Here is a 21,701-nt window from a genome sequence, read left to right as displayed (position 1 = left end):
GTTTAATTAAAGAATTAACTTTATATAACAAATCACTTATGCTGTTAGCTATGTTTAGATTACAGGATGTTCACATTGCCTCATTCATTTAATACTCACACCATGCAAAGTCTGCTGTTAGTTGTCGATATTCAAGACAAATTAAGTCCGGCGATGCCTCGTTATGAACAAGTAAAACAGGTCACAGTGCAATTAGTAAAAGCCGCACAATTGTTGCAAATTCCTATCTTAGTCACCGAACAATATAAACAAGGGCTTGGCGAAACTGATCAGCAATTAAAAGCTCAGATTGGGCAGGCTGAATACTTTGATAAAACCCACTTTAGCGCGTGTAAAGAGGACGGTTTTTTAGAGCTTATTGCTAGCTATAAGCGCCCGCAAATCATTGTAGTTGGTATGGAAGCGCATGTATGCGTATTACAAACTTGTTTAGATTTATTGGCGCAAGGTTATCAGGTGTTTTTAGTCATGGATGCGATTAGTTCGCGTAATGATCTGCACCGCGATTTAGCCATCGCTCAGTTAAGACAAGCCGGTGCTGTGATCAGCTGCGCTGAAAGTGTGATTTTTCAATGGACCGAAGTGGCAGCGACACCTGTATTTAAAGAGATTTTAAAGATTGTTAAATAAGCTTGGCAACAAGAAGAGAATAATTCCACTTCAGCATTGTAAATGATAGTGGTTTTTATTATCATGCCGTAAATTATTTTGATTGCTGTATAAATATCAATGAAACCTTCTTTAATAGCATTAGCCCTAAGTTATATTACCATTGCGCCTGTTGTCGTTGCTGCGCAAACAACAGCAGCAGGATTTGCAACTGATGAGTCTACTGTTGTAAAAAACGACATAGAAACCATTTCAGTCGTTGGACGAGCGTTTTCACTGTATCGCCCAACAGAATCAACGTTTGGTACTCGTACCGATACGCCGCTAGAGAAAATTCCACAGTCAATCCAGGTTATTCCGCAAGCGTTAATCAGCGATCAGGCTGCACGTCAAGTAACTGATCTATACAGTAATATCGCGGGTGTTAATGGCTTTAGTTACTCAGGTGTTACGTTTCGTGGTTTTCGCCAAGATGAAATTTTATACGATGGTGTAAAAGGTGACCCATTTAGTGGTTTTGCGGTACCACAGTTGTTTAATATTGAGCAAGTGGCTGTTTTAAAAGGCCCTAGTGGCGCTGTGTACGGCAGTGGTAACCCTGGCGGGATCATTAATTATATGACCAAAAAGCCCAGCTATGATAGTAAAACAACCGTTGCAGTTGAACTGGGTAATGATGATTTTTTTAGTGCCGCAATCGAATCAACGGGCAGTGCCAATGACGCACAGACCCAAGCCTACCGTGTTGGTGTTTATAAAGATTCAGATAAACCGTTTCGTGAAAATACCAGCGAAGATAATACCATTATTGATTTAGGCTATCGTTTTGATTTTAGTAACGATACTAATTTGGTATTGCAATATACCCATGTTGATCAAGATTTAGGCGGCGCTAGATTACGTGGCGTGCCAGTGGATAAAAACGGTAACTTTATTGCCGACATTAGCTGGAATCATAATGAAGCAACGGATTATCAAACCGTTATTGCTGACGTGTTTCAAGCAAGTTTTCAGCACCAATTTAATGAGGTATTTCGCAGTGATATCACTGCGCGTTATTTTAGTAACGATGCTAATCAAAACTATCATGAGCCGCGTGGACTAAGTGACACAGATGGCGATGGAGTACTGGATTGGAGCGAGCGCGAATTTCGTGATCAACAACGCGAAAATACCGGGCTTAGTTTTACTGCCAATTTAATTGCTGACACTGAGCTTGCCGCTATGCAACATGTGATGCTGGTGGGTGTAGATTGGTATAAGCATGAGTTTGAATCAGCATATAGAACAGCTGTACAAGCCAGCAAAGGCGGCCCAGTCCCAGGGATCTCAATATTAAATCCTGTGTATGGACTGACTTCAAAAGATGATTATGATTTAGCAAACGTAACACCGCGTTTAGCAAGTACTGAGTCAACACGTATTGGCCTGTATGCACAAGACCAAGTTGATGTTACCGATAAATGGAATGTTACGGTTGGCTTACGGTACGATCGTTTTGAAGACACCGATGTCCTTAATAACACCGAGTTTTCAGACAGCGATGTGACGTATCGTATTGGCACAAGTTATAACTTAAACGATACCTTTTTCCCTTATGCGCTGTATGGCACAGGCTTTATGCCACAATCGGCTAGTAACCAAAATCAAGATGTAGGCGGGCCATTTAAACCAGAGCACAGCAATATTCGTGAACTTGGTTTACGTACTAAGTTACTTGATGACTCGTTGGCTGTGAACATGGCAACTTATCGCATTATCCGTAACAATATTTTACAAGCCAGCACTGAGTTATCAGACACTGGCGTTGATCAAATGGAAGCGTTAGGCGAAGTTGATAGCCGAGGCTTTGAACTTGAGATTGTTGGCGATGTCACCGAACGTTTAGTGATCACAGCAAGTTACGCATACAACGACACGCGTATTGTTGAGCAAAGTGAAAAATTTTCCGCGCAAGCAAAAGGCAGCGATAAATTTGCCAATGCGCCACAAAATACCGCAGGGTTGTGGACGCGTTATGAGTTACCTCAGTTGCACTCATCAATCGCGGCAGGTCTTGATTATGTTGATGAACAAGTCAGTTTAGACGGTGATAAAGTACAGCCGTATACCGTTTATAACATGGCTTGGAAGACTGAATATCAACAATGGGTTTGGCAGCTCTCAGTTAAAAACGTGTTTGATAAAGAGTATGCATCAAGTGGCTTTATAACTCGTGCTGGGCATTTCCCGGGCGAACCACGCCGCGTCTATTTGTCGGCTAAGTACACTTTCTAAACTGACAATTTCGTACTATGAAAGCAAAGCAGTGGTTTAACTTACATGCTTGGGCAGGGCTCTTGGTTGGCAGCTTGTTATTGATAACGTGTTTATCTGGCACGTTGGCAACCTTGAGCCACGAAATTGAATATCTTAGTGATAGTAAATTTCGTGCCCTCTCGCATTCCCCTAATACTGACTTTGCTGCAATTGAGAATACACTTGCCCAGCGTTATCCTGGCAGCCAAATCATTAGCATATTGCGCCATCAGCAACCTTACTTAGCAACCGAAGTGTCGCTTAAGTGGCAGCAACAGTTTTTGTTTGTGTATGTTGATGGTGCGACGGGGCAATGGCTTGGCGAAGGTCAGTGGGGGCGAGTATCGCGCTTTTTACGTAACTGGCACATGAATCTATCGATGGGTTGGACTGGTAAGTTGATCGTCACGAGTTTAGCCATTCTCTTGGTTATTTTAGTGGTTACTAGTCCGATTGTTTATCGCCAGTGGTGGCGACATTTTTTAAAAAAGCCACGGCAATTAAAAACAACCAATCGTAGCAGCTGGGCTGATTGGCATAAATTACTGGGGCTTTGGAGTTACTGGTTTATTGTGGTCATGGCCATTACTGGCGTGTGGTACTTAGTTGAACACACCCTACAAACAGCCAAAATTGACCATTATATAAAACCCCCCGCAGAGGTTACGGATCTACAAACTGACGCCGCGCATCCGCCAGCGATAAGTGCCATGGTAAACGCGGCGCAATCAGCGTTTCCAAGTTTACAGATTCGCGCTATACAATACCCAAGCAAAGCAAATAAACCGGTTGTGGTACTGGGCGATAATGATGACATTTTAGTACGTTTACGAGCTAATAAAGTGTATTTAGATCCAGCTTCAGCAGATGTACTGGCAATTCAAAAAGCCGCAGATTTACCTATTGTCGCGCGCATTAAAGATACCGCAGATCCTTTGCATTTTGGCAACTTTGCAGGGCTAGGTACGAAGTTAATTTGGGCTGTATTTGGTTGTTTAATGACCTGTATATGTATGGCTGGATTGTATATGAATTGGCTGAGAGTAAAGCGTAAGCAGCCTTCATTATTGCAATGGTTTGGTATCATGGGTGCAGTAAGTGTTTTATTAGTATGTTGTTCGCTACTTCTCACAACGCAAACATTTAGTGTACGCCAAGCACCAGCAAAACTATATTCGCCGGTGCTGTAACGTGCAGATAAAGTTAGCTAGTAACTAGGCCGTAACAACCCAAAGCAACAAACACTATAGCAGCAAGCATTCTTACTTTTGCCATTGGAATACGTTTTAGCAAGGCATTGCCAGCATAAATAACCGGCACATTGGCAAGTAACATACCTACAGTGGTTCCTATGGTTACCCACAACACTGATTGATATTGAGCGCCAAGCAATACTGTTGCTATTTGGGTTTTATCGCCAATTTCGGCAATGAAAAACAGCACCAAGGCAACTAAAAAAGCCCCGTATTGATCGTACTTATTGCTTACTTCTTCATCTTTATCTGGGATCAGTAGCCATAAGCCAACGACAATAAAACAGCCGTTCACAATCCAAGGCAGGTACGAAGAGGTAAAGCTTTGCGATAAATAATCGCCCAACCATGCAGATAAACCATGATTGATAATAGTAGCGACTAAAATACCTAAAATAAGTGCAGGTTTATTGGCAAAGCGGGCAGCTAACAGCAGGGATAAAAGTTGCGTTTTATCGCCTATTTCAGCTAAAGCAACGGTGACGGTTGATGTGATAAATGTATCCATTTTACTTCTATAAGGCGGGAACATTAAACCAAGGTAAACGCCTATCTCCCGCCATGAGGATAGTGTTTACCCAGGTCTTGCCGATAATGCTTGCTACATTACAAACTTACCATGCACATGAGGTGCAATTATGTTGATAAGTTTACTTGCTGCGCTTTAAGTTAAAAGGCATCAAGCAGGCTACTCCCCCGAGAAGTGCGCACTTTGCCACATTTCTTTTTTAGAGTAAAGGTACAACAACAGGTTTTGTGGTGCGGCTGAGGGTGAACTCTGTAATTGAATATAAACGTATGCTTAAAACCATGCTTTTACTTTTTGCATATTATTCCTACTTACCAACACTTTATCATCATTGCTCATGAGTAGTGTTGCTTGGCGACCTTTACTTTTTACACTGCGAATATACGCCCGATTGACCCAATAACTACGGTGAGTTTGACTCATTGTATGTTGTTCATCAGCTTCGGCCAAAGCCGATATGGCATCTTTTAAATTAAATAAGATCAGTTTTTCGAAATCATGTGCAACGACTTTTAAATAATGTAGCTCGGCTTTTAAATAGACTATTTCATCTACGCTATTTACAGTAGCGAGCTGTAAAAATGCGGTAAGCTTTTTTGTTTCTGGTTCTATTACTTCTACAGCTTTGAGTGGCGCTAAGGGGGGGGATATCGGTATTGTGCGAGCAATTGCTAAAGTTGGCGTGTCGGGCGGCATTTCTGGTAAAGGTATTCTTCTTTGCAAAGAAAGCCCAGTTAACCAAGGTAGATTTACAACTAACCAAGAAAACATTGCCGTGGGGATCATATCACTGCATTCTTGGACTAAAGCTGCGAGGGTATAATCAGTATCATGTAGCCAATAAACATCAAATAGCAGTGAGACGGGGGCATAAAATAGAGAGGCAATAAATGCGCTCACTAGCAACTTTAAAGCACTGTTAAGTCCTGATAATTGGCTAGTTAAAAATAGGTGAGTGGCGATAAAAAATAATGATCCGCTATGAACTTGAAGCTGCCACTGTAAAAAAACTTCAACAACATGACGTGTTTCATCATCGTTAACGAGGGTAAATAGGCTTGCTAAAATAAACCCCAAGATAAAAAAATATCGCCAAGGATTTATCTCACCTAACGGAAAATGCCCATTCATACAAAAAGCTGCCCATTCGTTCAAAATCAACAAACTTAATTAAAGCAAATTCAATCCATGGCGTAAATTGTTGTCATCACAATTTATACAAGGAATGGATACTATGAATAAAATGACACGATTATTACCTTTAACAATCTGTGCTTTGGCAGTCATTAACGCTCAGGCTAGTGATGAAAAAGAGCTCGAAGAAATAACGGTGATCGCAGTAAAACCAGATGGTTTAAAGATCAGTTCAGACAAGCTCTTATCATTACCAGGCACCGGGAATGATCCATTAAAGGGCTTAGAAGCACTGCCGGGGGTTGTACTTGCAACTCCCGCCACCGGAGGCCCGGTTGCGCAGCCTGCAATACGTGGTAGCTCGAGCAATGACAACTTATATCTTACCGATGGCTTGGAGATGGGGTATGTTTTTCATAATGACGGGTTAAGTGTTTATAACCCACTTCTCGTTGAGAGTTTTGAGTTAAAAACGGGGGCTTGGAGCAGTCAATACGCAAATGCGAATGGCGGAGTGATATTAACCAATTTAAGAGATCCCAATGGTGTGGAGCCGGCACGAGTGATCGACTTAAGCTTTTTTAGAAGTGGGTTTTTATATGAACAGGCCTTATCAAGCAACGCAGCGTTCTACGTTTCTTTTCGAGAAAGCTTAGTTCATACTTATGTTGATAATTTTATAGAAGACGAAGACTTTTCTTTCGCGGTACCACCGAGAAATCGAGACTATCAGGCAAAATTTATTTGGGATTTTGACGCAAGCAATATTATTCGATTCTCCGCCAGTGGCGCAAAAGATTATATCGAAATAGCGTTTGATCAAGACGGTAGAGATATTGCTAAAAATCCTGATCTAGCCAGCGGCGAAAGATATCAAACTTACTACCACAGTCAAGCGGTGAGTTTGCAACATTTTGGCGATGTAATAGAGGCTAATTTTAGTGTTAATTTATTGACTCAAAATCAGCAAGAGCGTGAAGGGGAGGTTTTTAGATGGGATGCAGATATCACAAAATTGATTTTCAAAACTGAAAACCAATACGTAGCAGAATCCTTTACGTTAAATTTTGGTGCCACCTATAGAGACACGTCGGTAGACTATCTAGCCAGTGGCCGGTTGATGCCGTGTAATACCGAATTTGAAATGTGCCCACCTAGCTACTTTAGTCCTAAATTTAATGAGCAAGGGACTTTAACTATTTCAGATTATCATGCTTACACCCATCTTACGGGGCAAATCACTGCTAAACTTGATTATCAAATCGGCATTGCTGTTGTTGGCACAGACAATAACAGCCAAAGTTATGTTGAACCAAGATTAGGGATTGGCTTCGACCTCGATGACAATCACACGCTCAGACTAAACTACGGGATCCATCATACCTTTATAGATGACTATCAATTTTTAACCGCTCAATATGGAGAGCCAAGCCTTGAGGCGAGTAATTCATCGCAATGGGTTTTAGGCCTTGATTCACAATTAGCTGATGGAATAGCTCTACGAACAGAGCTTTTTTACAAAGAATTGAAAAACCTCGTTGTTGCAAACCCGCAAGCACAAGCTCGCAGCGAAAACGATGTAGCACTCAGTGATCTGCTTTTTGATGATGTTGCCAGTGGCGAAGCGTATGGGATTGAAATACTTGTAAATAAGCAACTGTCGAACGACTGGTTTGGCTGGGCAAGTATTGCTTATAGTAAAACAGAGCGAAAGAACCCATTAACAGCAGAGGCGTTTAATTCTGAATTTGACCTGCCTTGGGTTGCAAACTTGGTTTTAGATTATAAATGGAATGATCACTGGCAAGTCGGTGCAAAATGGCGATTTCAAAGTGGCAGGCGCTATACGCCAGTATTATCTGCACAGCCTTATAAAGAAACTGGCAGTCAAAATGCGCTCTTTTATATTCCAAAATACAGTGAATTTAACAGTTCACAATGGAGCAATTACCACCGTTTAGACATTCGTGCAGATTATAAAACACAGCTCCATGGCTTTGATGCTAATTTATATTTTGAAGTGTTAAATGTTTTTGCTTCACGCGCAGTACAGGAGCTAGAATACAATCAAGACTACAGCGAGTTTGAAAAAGACTACCAGTTCCCTGATATGCCTTTACCATCTATTGGCATCACAATTAACTTTTAAAGATGATAACCCTCTTACTTTAAGTGTGAGAGGGTTGAGCATCTGAAATATAAATTTAGCGTTTTATGGTTGATAAAAAATTTAGAAAATCTAGCACTAAATGAAATTATAGGGGTTAAGAATTTTCGATAAATTGAAATTTGCCAGCAGTTATTAGCGTTTAAAACCCAACCAGAAAATAAGCTGCAAAGACTAAGACTACATAGGCCCTCTTTTTACAGTTGGCTGCGTTCGGATAGCGGTCGTTCATTGATAACTATTTTATCTGACTTGACTAAACCTCTATCTTGCAGGCCTTCCTAATACGCTTTTAAGTACCGATACAAATTCTATATTTAAACCTTTTCGTCTTTTGTCTCGTCTAAATAATAGTTTAATTATTTATAAAGGAAAAAAATGAAACTCTTATCCATTATTTTACTAACCGGCGCTTTGCTAGCCACAAATGCAATAGCAGAGCCTAAAAAGAAGGTACTGATAGTGGCATCTAATATGATAAATATGGGTGATCCTGAACAGCATGACGCAAGAAATAATTTATGGGAATTTGCACCTCCGTATCACATTTTTTTTAGCCACGGCTTTGAAGTTGACTTTGTATCACCTAATGGTGGAGAAGTTAAGTTTATGTTGGAGCCTTTAGGTATAAGTAGTTACACCATCAAATATGAAGGCTTCTTAGAAAAAGCAAACAGCTCATTCAAACCTGCTCAAATTGACCCGAATGACTATTGGGGCGTATTCATAGGTGGTGGCTATGGAGTAATGTTTGACGTTACAGATAACAAACAAATCCAATCCATTATCAGTAGTATTTATGAGTCAGGTGGTATTTTAGGTGTTGGTGGTCATGGCTCAGCGGGCATTGTAAACGTGAAATTATCTAATGGGGAGTTTTTGGTGAAAGGGAAAAAAATAGCTGGTTTTCCTAACTCTGCTGAAACATCGAAACCATGGGCAAAACAAGGAACACTTTTACCTTTTCTTATTGAAAATCAACTTAATAAGAATGGTGCTATTGCTCAAAATAAAAAAACATTAAAAGATAAACACGCTGTGATTGCAGATCAACGTATTATCTCAACAATGTTTTTGCCTTCAGCTGCACTTGTAGCAAAAGAAATGATAACCTTAAGACAGTAATAACGGCGCTTAATAAGCTAATTAAGGCGGAACTGCTAAAGTTTGACTCGGTTTCGCTCAGCTACGCACTTTACTTTTTAGGGCGTTACCACCGTCCGCTAAATGCACTTTTGAGTAGTTCGGCTTTGAGCGTGAAGGAAAAATTCGCGGCTTCATTCCATCATAATATAAAAGAGAAGTGAAAATGGAAAATATGAGGCATTATATATTTTGATTTTATGAAAAATGACGTTTTATTTTACCTACACTCAACACATCACTAATGGCTTAACTACTATGAACTCAGCGTCAAAGAATACAATGCGAACATTTATACATTCGGTCTCAGTTATGTGTGCTGCGCTGTTACTGACAAGTTGTGTGAGTTGGATTGCACCAACTGTTAAATCTGAGTTGATAGCGCTTCAAGCGGGCGAATATCAGCTAGACAGTCAACATGCTGCATTAATATTTAAAATCCAACATTTAGGGTTATCAACCTATGTAGGGCGTTTTAATAAATTTGATGCACAACTCAACTTTGATCCTAATAATATGACTGCGGCGTCATTAAACGCAGTGGTGGATATTAGCTCTATTGATATTAATAATGCTGACTTAGCAGAAACCTTACAAAATGACACTTGGTTTAACAGTGAGCGTTTTGCGCAGGCATCATTTACTAGCCACACTGTTACAGTTATATCTGATAACAGTTTTAATTTCTCAGGTGATTTAACTCTTAGAGGTGTTACCAAACCTGTGACGTTTAAAGCCACATTTCACGGTGGAGCAGACAACTGGATGACAGGAAAATACACCATTGGTTTTAGCGCGGTAGGTCAAATCAAACGTTCTGACTTTGGCATGGACAGTTATATACCGATTGTTGGGGATCAAATTGACTTAGAAGTTTATGCGGAATTTCTTAATGCTTGGTAAGCAATAAGAAGTAAGTAGATAGCTACTAAATCGTCAATGAGTGAAATTTGCAGATAGAATATAATCCCTGAATGAGCGCTAGGGCACTTTTGTGAAGTTTGTCTAAAAAGCGAAATACGGGCTAAATATTTTTAGCATGTGTTTCCATTTTGGTCGACTTTACTTGTGCCACATACCTGTCTTTTTCTGAGCAACAATAGGCCTTGATTGGATTGTTTTACCATGTGCGATGTCATTTACTCACCTCCCCCCCTCTTGGTTTACTATCGATAGCGAGGTTAAAAAGCGCCAGATCTCTTACTTTATAAAATAGTTCTAGTTGTATTCGAATAACTCATATTTGTTGAAGTTTGAGAAGCAACCTTTGTCCTACAGGCTTATTTTTATTCCAACCCTCTTTAGGATTATATAGTGATTTGAGTTGTTTCCACTTATGTGGATGATAATTCAACATATATATTAAAACTGGGCTGTATCGCTTTTCATAGAGATTAGGACTATCTTTAATTATAGGCAAATTAGATTATGGAGAGCGTTTAAATGGCAGAGCTTTGTAAAATCCTCGTTATAGATGATGAAGAGATCAATACCTTGCAACTAGAGCATGTTCTGGACGATGTTGGGTTTATTTGTTCATGTAATAAAAGTGAGGATGCCATCGCTTTTATTGAAGAGTTTAGACCAGATATACTTTTACTCGATCTAGAAATGCCTAATGTTAGTGGATTTGACATATTACTAGAAATACAAAAAAGACCTCATCTTGGTGATTTACGCGTTTTGGTCATCACTTCTCATAATGATCCTGAAATCGAGCAAAAAGCGCTTTCATTGGGAGCTATTGATTTCATATCTAAACCTTTGAATTTAACTTTATGTCGAATGAGGGTTGAAAACCATGCAAAAATTCGAATTCAAGAAAAAACTATTCAGCGCACTAAAGCAGCTTTGGCTGCTGAAAAAGAGCACTTACGGATCACGTTAGACTCTATTGCTGATGGTGTTATTTCTACTGATGAGCATGCGTGTATAACTTACCTAAATCCAGTAGCGCAACGTCTAACCGGTTGGTCACAAACCGCGGCTAGAGGGCGGCATATTGAAGAAGTGATGATACTCAGAGATGCCTCAACAAAAATACCTTCTATAAATCCTTTATCAGTTGCTCTGAAGGAAAATCGGCCTGTTGCTATGGCTATAAACACACAGTTAATTAGTCGGCAAGGTATGCTGCACCGAGTCGAAGATAGTGCGGCTCCAATATTAGATAAGGATGGTAATAAGCGTGGTGCAGTAATGGTTTTTCAAGATGTTAGCGAAGTCCTTGCTATGTCAGTTCAAATGACTTATTTATCTCATCACGACCAACTAACTGCATTACCCAATCGCGTATTGTTGCATGACAGATTAACTCAAGGAATAGCTAGAGCCTCATTTAATAATACTAAGGTGAGCCTGATGCTTCTTGACTTAGATAAATTTAAGTACATAAATGATGCTTTAGGACATCATATTGGTGATGAAATAATTGCCCATATAGGTCATAGCCTTGATAAATTTGCATGTAATGATATTACTGTTGCAAGAGTGGGCGGCGATGAATTTGCACTTGTTGTTCCCTATGAAAAAGACACATTCGGTCTTGAACCGCTTATTAGTCAAGTGCTAGATGTCATCGCTAAACCTTTCAGATTAGCTGATGAGCAACATGTCCTTTCAGCAAGCTTGGGGATAAGTGTGTATCCTGATGATGCATCAAGTGTAGAGGAAATGCTTCGTCATGCAGATTCAGCAATGTATAAAGCAAAACAAGAAGGCGCTAATAGCTATTATTATTTTAGTAATGATCTCCAAGTTGAAATGACTAAGCGATTAAAAGTGGGTAATTGCTTACGCAACGCGCTAGATAACAATGATCTTGTTGTGCTTTATCAGCCAAAATATGACTTAGTGACCAACGACGTTATTGGTGCTGAAGGATTAGTGAGACTAAAAGATGACACTGGAGAATTTATATCTCCACTTAATTTTATTGAATATGCCGAAGAATCAGGACTAATTTACCGTTTAGGTGAACAAGTTTTGGAGCAAAGTTGTGTTGATGCTAAAAAGTGGCTTGATGCAGGATACCCAAAGAAAGTCGCTGTTAATATTTCAGCTAAACAATTCACTGGTATTTCGCTGGTTGATACGGTTGCATCAATATTAGAAAAAACTAAGCTACCAAGTCGTTATTTAGAGCTGGAAGTAACCGAATCAGCACTGATTGATAATTTCGAACAAACGATAAAGCAATTACAGGCGATCGCTGATATGGGGGTTAGCCTTGCGCTTGATGATTTTGGCACGGGGTATTCTAGTCTGTCATATTTGAGACTATTTCCTCTTGATGTGCTGAAGATTGATCAGTCTTTTGTGCGTGATATGATTAGTGACTCTCAATCGCTTGATATTGTTACTGCAATTATCGACTTGGCTAATTCATTAAGCCTACAGATCGTGGCGGAAGGTATTGAAACAAGCCAACAAAGAGATAAGCTACAATCTCTAGGCTGTGCCATTGGTCAGGGATACTTACTTGGTAAACCAATGCCCTTTTTAGAGATGATGGACGTGCTTACTCAAGCCAAAAATAAAGGAAATATATGCACCTAGCTCTTAAGCCATTAACGCAATGTAAAATATTAATAGTTGATGATGATGAAATAATTCGTTTTTCACTACAGGCTATCATGGAAGATTACTTTGAAGTCGAAACACTAGCTATGGGCTTACAAGCGTTAGATTATTGCAAATCCAATATCCCAGATCTCATTTTACTTGATGTAAATTTGCCAGACATCAGTGGCTTAGATGTATGCAGAGCGTTAAAACAGGATATATTGTTTGCGCACGTTCCTATTGTATTTATTACTGCAACTTATGATACTGATTCTCAGAATGCTTGTTGGGAAGTTGGTGCAGCAGATTTTATTGATAAACCAGTAATTGCCTCAACGCTTATACATCGAACTACAAATCACGTAGAGAATAAGCTGCGCTTAGAAGTGTTGATGAAGTTGACTTATAAAGATTCTCTTACAGGACTTTATAATCGGCACTATCTAGAGAAGGAAGTCAGTAATGCGCTGAAACAATCAGAGCGTGAAAAAAAGCCATTTAGTGTGTTAATGATCGATATTGATCATTTTAAACTTTATAACGACCATTATGGTCACCTTCAAGGTGATATTTGTTTAAAACAAATTGCCGATGTGTTTGCCAATAGTATAAAAAGGCCTCATGACGTAGCGATTAGATTTGGAGGTGAGGAGTTTCTGATTGTTCTGCCTTATACCGACATTGAAGGGATGTCGCACGTATGCAAACAAATAATTCTACAACTTAATGAGTCAAATATTGAGCATAGTCAATCATCCATTGGGCACGTTACTGTTAGTATTGGCGGAGTAACGTGTGAGAAACAGGGCACAATGGAGCTTAATGAGTTGATCTCATTGGCTGACGAAGGACTATATTGCGCCAAGCGAGATGGCCGTAATTGCTATAAATTACAGGTTGTTTAATTTGGCTCCTTAGTAATTTTAATTAATTATGAGATCTAATTTGCTGTTTTTTTTATTGTTTAGTCTATACTTTTCTCTTAGGGACATTGGTATTGGATAAATAATAATGAGTTATTCACCTGATCGTAGACACTTCCTGCGTACGGTAGGTGCCGGGGCCGCTGTATCAACACTCGCATTCAAAGCGCCTTATGTATTTGCTAAAAAAGTAACAACTTTGCGCGTCATGGGCACTCACGTTACATTGCAAGAAGAGCTTCGGCAGCGAGCAATGCGAGAGCTAGGTATAAATTTACAATTTATACCTATGGGTAGTGCAGCTGTTTTACAAAAAGCTGCGGCGGATCCAACTTCTTTTGACCTTTATGAACAGTGGTCAGACTCAATAAATATCCTATGGCAAGCCGGTGCTATTCAACCAATAGACGTCGATAGGCTTGTCTACTGGAATGAAATAAATGACCTTACTAAAACAGGTAAAATAACCTCCTCGGCCAAACTAGGGGCAGGTGATGCACCAAACAAAATTTTATTTGTTCAAAATGATGGCTCATTAGCAAGTACACCTACAAAAAAAATAAGCTTTATGCCATATGTCCACAATGTTGACTCATTTGGCTATAACACAGATTACATCGAAAAGGGGCAAGCCTATGAAACTGAGTCTTGGTCTTGGTTGCTGGATGATAGAAATAAGGGAAAAGTGGCCCTTGTTAATGCACCAACAATAGGCATATTTGATGCTGCGCTTGCTGCTCAGGGCCAAGGTCTGATGACATTTAACGACATTGGCAACATGAGCATTGGCGAATTAGATAAATTGTTTGCAATTTTATTATCGAAAAAAAGGCAAGGCCACTTTTCTGGTTTCTGGACATCAGTACCGCAGTCAGTGGATTTTATGAAGACAAAGCGCGTTAATATCCAAAGTATGTTTTCACCGGGTGTGAGTGCCTGTAGAGGCCAAGGTATTCCTGTTGTCAATGCATCCCCGAAGGAAGGGTATCGTGCTTGGCATGGTGTTATGTGTTTATCTGCTAATACCTCGGGGCATGTAAAAGATGCGGCTTATGAATATATGAATTGGTGGCTATCTGGTTATCCAGGAGCCTTTATTGCTCGACAAGGTTACTATATATCTAACCCACAGCGTAGCCAGCCCTTAATGTCTAAGCCTGAGTGGGATTATTGGTACGAGGGAAAAGAAGCAACTACGGAGCTGATTGGAACGGATGGTAAAATTTCTGTACAAGCTGGCCAGACTCGCGATGGTGGAAGTTATATTAAACGTTTTTCAAATATAGCTGTGTGGAATACCGTAATGCAAAATTACGATTATAGTTTAGATAAATGGTATGAACTACTTAATGCTTAAGGACGTCGTTTGGTACATTTAATATCGCGTTCTATTGCAGCTAAAATGACATTAGCGTTAGCACTGGTGGTAATTACACTCAGTATCAGCTACCTCGTCATGGATAAACGCTTAGAAGCAATTGATACATCGGTAAATAACATTACGGATATTAGTAATCATGCCATTGGTGTTTTACGAATAAACAAAGATATTGTTGAAATGCAACGTGATATTTCGGTCTATGGCGCATCAGGGAGTGATGCGGTATTTGCTAAGATTGAACAGAACTACCAAAGTATTGACCAGCGTTTAAAAGCAATAGATAAAAAAAATAGTGAAGTTGACGATAAAATTTATATCGATGCCATGTCTGAACTCGTGCTTAGGTATGGTGATAATCTAAGCGTGCTAAAAAAGCGCTATAATATAAAAACAGCATTGATAGATACAGAGCTGCCACGTATTTATTTAGGCGCTGTTGCCCATTTAACAGGCTTACTACAACTGACCGCAGATTTAAAAGATAAGTTGCTAATTACGCAAAATATAAATATATGGCACACATTACACCACAATGCGCAGCTTTATTTAACTAAAAAGGACTATTCTAAGCGTCAACAAGTCATTAAGGCGCTGCAAAGTCTCTCAAGCTCCGAATTAGCTTTGCAAAAGCAGCAAAACAGGATCGAAGACCCAACAGTTCAGTTAGCTGTAGATTACCAGCAAGCTTTTACTAAAAGCGTTCAAGCAAATCGTAACTATTTAAGTCTAGTTAATGTTGTTATGGCGGGTGATGCCATCGAGTTTAGTGCATTAGCAAATACACTTAGAGAGCAGTCACTGTCACGTTTAATTACAATAAAAGAAACCGGCTCAGTTAGTATTTCAAAAACAGAGCATGTTTTACAGCTACTCGGAATAGGCGCTATTTTGTATATCATTGGACTAGCGTTATTTTTTCACTTTCATATAGCACATGCTATTAAACTATTAACCAAAAGTTTTCAAAGCTTTCTTAATGGTGACCTATCGGCGCCCATTCACGATTTAACACGCAAAGATGAAATCGGTTTGTTAGCGGGTGCTGCAAATCGTTTCAGGGCGTTAAGTAAAGACTTTATTTCTGCAAAAAAAGCAGCGGAACATACTTCTAAGGTCAAATCTGAATTTTTGGCGAATATGAGTCATGAGATCCGCACTCCTATGAATGGAATTTTGGGGATGGCGCGACAGCTTGGTAATACCTCTTTGACAGATAAGCAAGCGAGAATGTTGGAGATTATTCAGTCTTCAGGCGCCAGCCTGTTAGTTATTATCAATGATATTCTCGATTTGAGTAAGATTGATGCCGCAAAAGTCGAGCTTGAAAACCAATCAATCGATTTACATAAAATGCTAGAAGAGTTAAAGCTACTATTTAGTGAACAAGCAAGTGCAAAACAAGTGCCGCTTTTTGTTTCATCGCCGACAGACGAAGAGAATATTATTTTTGCAGGAGATGAAACACGCATAAAGCAAGTACTTATAAATTTGTTAGGCAATGCCATTAAATTTACTGAAAGAGGAAGTGTTGCATTAAATGTAAATGTTCAGAAAGAGGCGAATAATGAGCTTATATTGTCGTTTGGTGTGTCGGACACTGGTATAGGTATATCACAAGAGCATATAGATACACTCTTTGAGGCTTTTTCACAGGCAGATACTTCGATTACACGCCGATTTGGCGGCACAGGCCTCGGTTTAGCTATTACCAGCAAGTTATTAGCGCTCATGGATGCGCCTTTAAAGGTAGAAAGTGAGCTTGGTAAAGGCTCGCTCTTCTATTTTGAATTAAAGACTCAAAGGGGTGATAAACAGGCGAGTCGAAAACATGAAAATACTAAATTATCAGCACCGCAAAAGATTGATCTATCTAACTTAAACGTATTAGTTGTTGAGGACAATGAGATTAATCAAATTGTTATTGAAGCGCTTTTGAAAGAGTTTAATATTACTTTTATTAATATAGTAAGTGATGGTGAACAGGCGATTGCGCAGTGCAAAATGTGTGCGTTTGATATTATTTTTATGGATATGCAAATGCCTGTTCTTGATGGGCCTCAAGCAACACTTAAAATTAGAACGATGCCAGCTTTTTTAACAACACCGATAATAGCTTTAACTGCAAATGTACTAGGGAGCGATAAGCAGCGTTGTTTTGAATCTGGTATGGATGATTTTATCGGCAAACCAATAAATTATGAGTGCTTAAGAACGGTACTATTAAAGTGGTGTAATCCCCTAACTAAGCATTAGTAACAAAGGACTAAAATGAATACTTCCATGAAAGTAAATAAGTCAGTTGTATCTTCAAAGGCGTTTCTTAGGTGGATCACGTTCTTTTTTGGTCTGTTGTTGGTTTTGGCTGTTTTACTATTTGAAATGCATGTAAAAAAAGGTGTGTTAATACAAATAGAGGACGAGTTTACAGCAACAAACCTGCGATTAAGGGAGGTGGTGACTTCATCTATATCTAGATCAAAATCGGAAATTAGTTTTTTGCATTCTACACCGCCTATTTCAGGGTTACCAAGAGCTCATTATAATAATGGCATAGACCCATATGATGGAACCACTTATAAACAGTGGAAAGAGCGATTAGAGACTATCTTTATTGGCTTTATGGAAAATAATTTAAATATTGAGCAATTGCGTGTTATTGCCGTTACCGCAACAGGAGAAGAGCTTATTCGTGTACAGCGCCGAGGTGCTTCAGTGGAGGCTGTACCCGATTATTCGTTACAGCCCAAAAGTGGGGAGCGGTATTTTTTGCCGAGTTCGCAGCTTGAAGTTAAGCAAATATATTTATCTCCGATGTCGTTGAATCGCGAGTTTGGAGAAGTTACATTTCCATATAAGCCGATGTTACGGTTTTCTATCCCTATTTACAGTGAAGAAGGTAAGCGTTTTGCTTTCTTAATTATGAACGTGAACGCAAATGCCTTAATTGAAAAATTAACAACCACAGTGTTTGACTATTCTCAGCTTATAATTAGCAGCTCTGAAGGTGACTTTTTATATCATCCTATCGAAAAGTATCGATTTACAAGAGATTTAGCACCGAACATCACATGGGATACGCTATATGAGCAGCCGATCCAATACCAAGGACTTTATCGTATCGATTCGAAGCAAAAAGCGAGTGATCAATACTATGTGTTTTCCGATAGTGTGCAAATGCGACCGGGAAAAAAGTTTAGTTATATTGATTTAAGTACTGTCGTTTCAAAGCAGTATATCGATACGATGATTAGTGATAAACGGCTTTTGACTTATGGCTTTTTATTGGTAATTATCTTCTTTACTGTAATACTGCTTATTACTTTTTATCGAAATGCAACCAGAAGCCAAATGCTAGCAGAAGCACGTAGGGAGTCTTCTGCCATTGTCGATGGTTCAATTGATGCCATTGTTGGATTAAATCTTCAAGGTGAATTAACCAGCCTTAACTTTAGTGCAGAGCGATTATTATCAACGTCTAGAGCTTTATCTATAGGTAGGCATACCAATGAACTGATATTACTCCAACAACTGCCGATAGATACGTATATAGCCGATTTGGAAAACTCGAAACCACAAGTCAAAGATGAACGGTCCGTAGAGGTAAATGGGCAATCCTACTTTTTTGCTATTTCAGTAAGCCCGGTATTTTCTGAACAGCTTGTACTCAATGGCCTTGCGCTTATTATCCGGGATATTAGTAAAGAGAAAGCGGCTGAAATTAAGGTAAAACGTTTGAACTCTGAACTAGAGACAAAAGTTAGAAACAGAACGAAAGACCTTGCTGTAGCGAAAGATCTGGCTATCAAAAATAGTGATCTAAAAAGCGCGTTTATTTCTAATATCAGCCATGAGCTAAGATCGCCTCTTAATGGTGTGATTGGAACATTGAATATTTTAAAGCGCGAAGAATTACCAGAACAATCACGCAGGTTGATTAGTATGATGGAGTTAAGTGCCACAAATTTAAACTTGTTGATAAACGATATATTAGATTTGTCTAAGATTGAAGCGGGTAAACTTGAATTAAACTTTAAAACATTTAATCCCAAGTACTTGATTGAAGGCTTAGTTGAATCGTGCTCCATAATGGCCTTTGATAAAGAGCTTGAGGTTTATCTTGATACACGAGGTTTAAATTGCCAGCGAGCTGTATCAGACCCATTAAGGTTAACCCAAATAATCAATAATTTAATTAATAATGCGATTAAATTTACAGAGCGTGGTTTCATAAAGATCAAAGTTGAATCAGAAAAGATTGAGGATCAAAAACACAAATTAATTATTAGCGTCCAAGACACCGGCGTAGGCATTGAGTATAGCGCCCAGCAACAACTGTTTAATGCATTTAACCAAGCTGATAGCTCTATAACCGCAGGCTCTGGTGCTAAGGGACTGGGATTATCAATATGCAAAAAGTTATGCCTGATGATGGGGGGCGATATAAAAGTGAACTCAGTTCCTCTTAAGGGCAGTACGTTTAGTTTTGAGATAATAATTGATAGTGAAAGTAGTGAGAATACACCACAGAACAAACATTATTTGTCTAAAAAAGTCTTAGTTATTAATAATAATAAAGAATCTCAAGAGCTACTAGGACAGTTAATTCGTCATGAAGGGGGCGAGGTCGAACTCTCAAGTTTTGAAGATTTAGCCGATATAACTGCTGAACCTTATGACATTATTTTCTTAGATGCAGAAGACAATAAAAGTGGTGAGTTAGAACAAATAATTGATGACTTCATGCACCATAAATCAAACGTTAAAATTGTTGTGTTACATAAACCCGGAACGCTATTACCTAAAGGTATTTCAAGTAAGATCACGACAATTAGTAAACCATTCACACAAAGTGACTTACTAAGAGCGATTGGATTAACTCTGAGTAAGGTTGATCAATTGCAGTTGCTTACTGTAGAAGCAAGCGAAAACAGTAATATACCAGTACGAACTTTAGAGCAAATTGATGGGTGCAGTATATTAATTGTTGATGATAATGAGATAAATATCGCAGTAGCAGTTGGAGCACTTGAGTTTTTACCAATTTATGTAAAAACAGCAAGTAACGGTGAAAAAGCAATTGAAGCATTAAAGCTTAGTCGCTTAGCAGGAAAGCCAATACGTTGTATTTTGATGGATTGTCAAATGCCTATCTTAAATGGTTACCAAGCTTGTGAGAAAATTCGTGCGGGAGATGCTGGTAATGAGTTTATAAATATTCCTATTATTGCTATGACAGCTAACGCCATGATGGGTGAAAAAGAAAAGTGTTTATCGGTTGGTATGAATGACTATATTAGTAAGCCCATTCAAGCTAATGAGGCGCAAGCTAAAGTAATAGAGTGGGCATTATCTAATTACGACAACAATGAACACCCTGTCACTGAAATTACGGCTGAAAAAGAAGTGTTATGGGACCAAAGAGCTGCACTTTCTCGTTTACTTAACAAAGAAGCATTGCTTACTAAAATTTGTACTATGTTTATTAAAACAGTACCAGAAAAATTTAAACAGCTAACAGAATTTGTCGATGATCGTAATTATGAACAAGTTCGTCAAGTTGCGCATTCTCTTAAAGGTTTATGTGGTGAGATAAGCGCCGACGGGTTAAGAAGTTTGTTTGCAGAGATTGAATTACAAGCAAGCAAGGGGCAACTAGATATTGAAAAAGAGTTTTCACTTCTGGAAAAGCTGCTTCCTGCGTTATTGAATGATATGAATGAGTGGCTCGAAGAAGATAACGGTTAGATATGCTTTATTTCATGAAGTGACACATATCAGCCTCTCAAGTTTTAGCCGGATTGCGGTGATCATCTAAAACTATATGAAATTAAGCAAATAAAAATAATTCTCAATTTTATGCGATTATTAATTGCGAACCGTTTACGTTTAGATTAATATACAAGCTCGAATGTAATTGAGAGTGGTTTGTATTCATGTATATCTGTTTATGTCACGGTGTGACAGATAAAAAAATTGAACAAACAATCGACGAAGGCGCGACTACAATGCGCGAGCTTTCTAAAGAGCTTAAAGTCGGTAGCCAGTGCGGCAAATGCTGCGGCTGTACTAAAAAGATCCTCAACCGTAAGCTTATTCAAATTGCTGATATTACTGAGCAAGTGGCGTAGCTATTGCTTATTGGTAATCGTTTAAACTCAGTGACATTTATCTGTATTATAAAAACTAAAAAAGCAGCCTAAGCTGCTTTTTTGGTATTAACCAAACGTTACATTTGCGACTGCAGGTAGTTTTCAATACCGGTGCTTTTAATTAACTGTTGTTGTGTTTCTAGCCAGTCAATTTGCTCTTCTTGCTCAGATAAAATGTTATCGAGCGCTTCGCGGCTAATATAATCTTTTTTACTTTCAGCAAGTTTGATCGCATCTTTTAGATCAACCAATGAATCTAGTTCAAAACTCATGTTGCAGGCAATCATTTCTTCGCTGTTTTCGCCAATGCGTAAACGGCCAAGATCTTGAAGATTAGGTAAGCCTTCTAAAAATAAAATACGCTCAATTAAACGGTCAGCGTTTTTCATTTTTTGAATCGAGGTTTTGTAATCGGCTTTGTCTAATGCGCTAAAACCAAAATCTTTAAACATACGGGCATGCAAAAAATATTGGTTAATGGCTACTAATTCATTTGCCAGTATTTTATTTAATGCAACAAGAACGTCTTTATCGCCTTTCATAATTTAGCT

At 38.9% G+C, this 21,701-nt stretch carries 15 protein-coding genes; 12 read left to right on the top strand and 3 right to left on the bottom strand.

Going from position 1 to position 21,701, the window contains the following annotated elements:
* The first annotated feature begins 66 nt into the window (after positions 1–66).
* From H5162_RS07480 to H5162_RS07470, 3 genes are all read left to right on the top strand, one after another.
* Positions 67–630: a hydrolase gene (locus H5162_RS07480; RefSeq protein ID WP_182734063.1), complete on the top strand. Its 564-nt coding sequence runs from the start codon at positions 67–69 to the stop codon at positions 628–630.
* Between the two features lie 99 nt (positions 631–729).
* On the top strand, positions 730–2,886 hold the full coding sequence (locus H5162_RS07475) for a TonB-dependent siderophore receptor (RefSeq protein WP_182778120.1): 2,157 nt from the start codon (positions 730–732) through the stop codon (positions 2,884–2,886).
* Positions 2,887–2,903: 17 nt separating this feature from the next.
* A complete protein-coding gene (locus H5162_RS07470; protein ID WP_182778118.1) occupies positions 2,904–4,097 on the top strand; it encodes a PepSY domain-containing protein in 1,194 nt (397 codons plus the stop codon).
* Between the two features lie 13 nt (positions 4,098–4,110).
* Here the strand turns inward: H5162_RS07470 and H5162_RS07465 are convergent, their stop codons facing one another.
* Together H5162_RS07465 and H5162_RS07460 are read right to left on the bottom strand one after the other, a co-directional pair.
* A complete protein-coding gene (locus H5162_RS07465; RefSeq protein ID WP_145236272.1) occupies positions 4,111–4,668 on the bottom strand; it encodes a TMEM165/GDT1 family protein in 558 nt (185 codons plus the stop codon).
* 294 nt (positions 4,669–4,962) lie between these two features.
* Positions 4,963–5,820, bottom strand: coding sequence for a LytTR family DNA-binding domain-containing protein (locus H5162_RS07460; protein ID WP_182778116.1), 858 nt, complete (start codon positions 5,818–5,820; stop codon positions 4,963–4,965).
* A gap of 103 nt (positions 5,821–5,923) precedes the next feature.
* Here H5162_RS07460 and H5162_RS07455 point away from each other — a divergent pair, with 103 nt between their 5' ends.
* The 9 genes from H5162_RS07455 (at position 5,924) to H5162_RS07415 (ending at position 21,129) form a co-directional block, all read left to right on the top strand.
* Positions 5,924–7,972 carry a TonB-dependent siderophore receptor gene (locus H5162_RS07455; protein ID WP_182778114.1) on the top strand — a complete coding sequence of 683 codons (2,049 nt, stop codon included), beginning with the start codon at positions 5,924–5,926 and terminating at the stop codon, positions 7,970–7,972.
* Between the two features lie 396 nt (positions 7,973–8,368).
* On the top strand, positions 8,369–9,115 hold the full coding sequence (locus tag H5162_RS07450) for a type 1 glutamine amidotransferase domain-containing protein (protein WP_182778112.1): 747 nt from the start codon (positions 8,369–8,371) through the stop codon (positions 9,113–9,115).
* A gap of 300 nt (positions 9,116–9,415) precedes the next feature.
* Positions 9,416–10,036: a YceI family protein gene (locus tag H5162_RS07445; RefSeq protein ID WP_259398182.1), complete on the top strand. Its 621-nt coding sequence runs from the start codon at positions 9,416–9,418 to the stop codon at positions 10,034–10,036.
* 540 nt (positions 10,037–10,576) lie between these two features.
* Entirely contained in the window at positions 10,577–12,691 is a 2,115-nt protein-coding gene (locus tag H5162_RS07440; protein ID WP_182778110.1) for an EAL domain-containing protein, read from the top strand.
* Positions 12,682–13,602, top strand: a complete 921-nt coding sequence (locus H5162_RS07435) for a diguanylate cyclase (RefSeq protein WP_182778108.1) — start codon at positions 12,682–12,684, stop codon at positions 13,600–13,602. The genes H5162_RS07440 and H5162_RS07435 overlap by 10 nt, the downstream gene beginning before the upstream one ends.
* Before the next feature lie 106 nt (positions 13,603–13,708).
* Entirely contained in the window at positions 13,709–14,977 is a 1,269-nt protein-coding gene (locus tag H5162_RS07430; protein ID WP_182778106.1) for a PotD/PotF family extracellular solute-binding protein, read from the top strand.
* A 9-nt stretch (positions 14,978–14,986) separates the two neighbouring features.
* Complete coding sequence (locus H5162_RS07425; RefSeq protein WP_182778104.1) at positions 14,987–17,254, top strand: ATP-binding protein; 2,268 nt, start codon at positions 14,987–14,989, stop codon at positions 17,252–17,254.
* 15 nt (positions 17,255–17,269) lie between these two features.
* Positions 17,270–20,746 carry an ATP-binding protein gene (locus tag H5162_RS07420; RefSeq protein WP_182778102.1) on the top strand — a complete coding sequence of 1,159 codons (3,477 nt, stop codon included), beginning with the start codon at positions 17,270–17,272 and terminating at the stop codon, positions 20,744–20,746.
* Positions 20,747–20,934: 188 nt separating this feature from the next.
* Positions 20,935–21,129: a (2Fe-2S)-binding protein gene (locus tag H5162_RS07415; protein ID WP_145236256.1), complete on the top strand. Its 195-nt coding sequence runs from the start codon at positions 20,935–20,937 to the stop codon at positions 21,127–21,129.
* A 98-nt stretch (positions 21,130–21,227) separates the two neighbouring features.
* On the opposite strand, the gene bfr is transcribed toward H5162_RS07415, so the two are convergent.
* Positions 21,228–21,692: a bacterioferritin gene (gene bfr / locus H5162_RS07410; RefSeq protein WP_145236253.1), complete on the bottom strand. Its 465-nt coding sequence runs from the start codon at positions 21,690–21,692 to the stop codon at positions 21,228–21,230.
* Positions 21,693–21,701 lie beyond the last annotated feature (9 nt).

Origin of the sequence: Pseudoalteromonas sp. SR41-8 (assembly GCF_014163915.1) — a bacterium.
Lineage (GTDB): Bacteria > Pseudomonadota > Gammaproteobacteria > Enterobacterales > Alteromonadaceae > Pseudoalteromonas > Pseudoalteromonas rhizosphaerae.
Note: the sequence above shows the minus strand (reverse complement) of the source record. Positions and strands in the feature narration are given on the sequence as shown.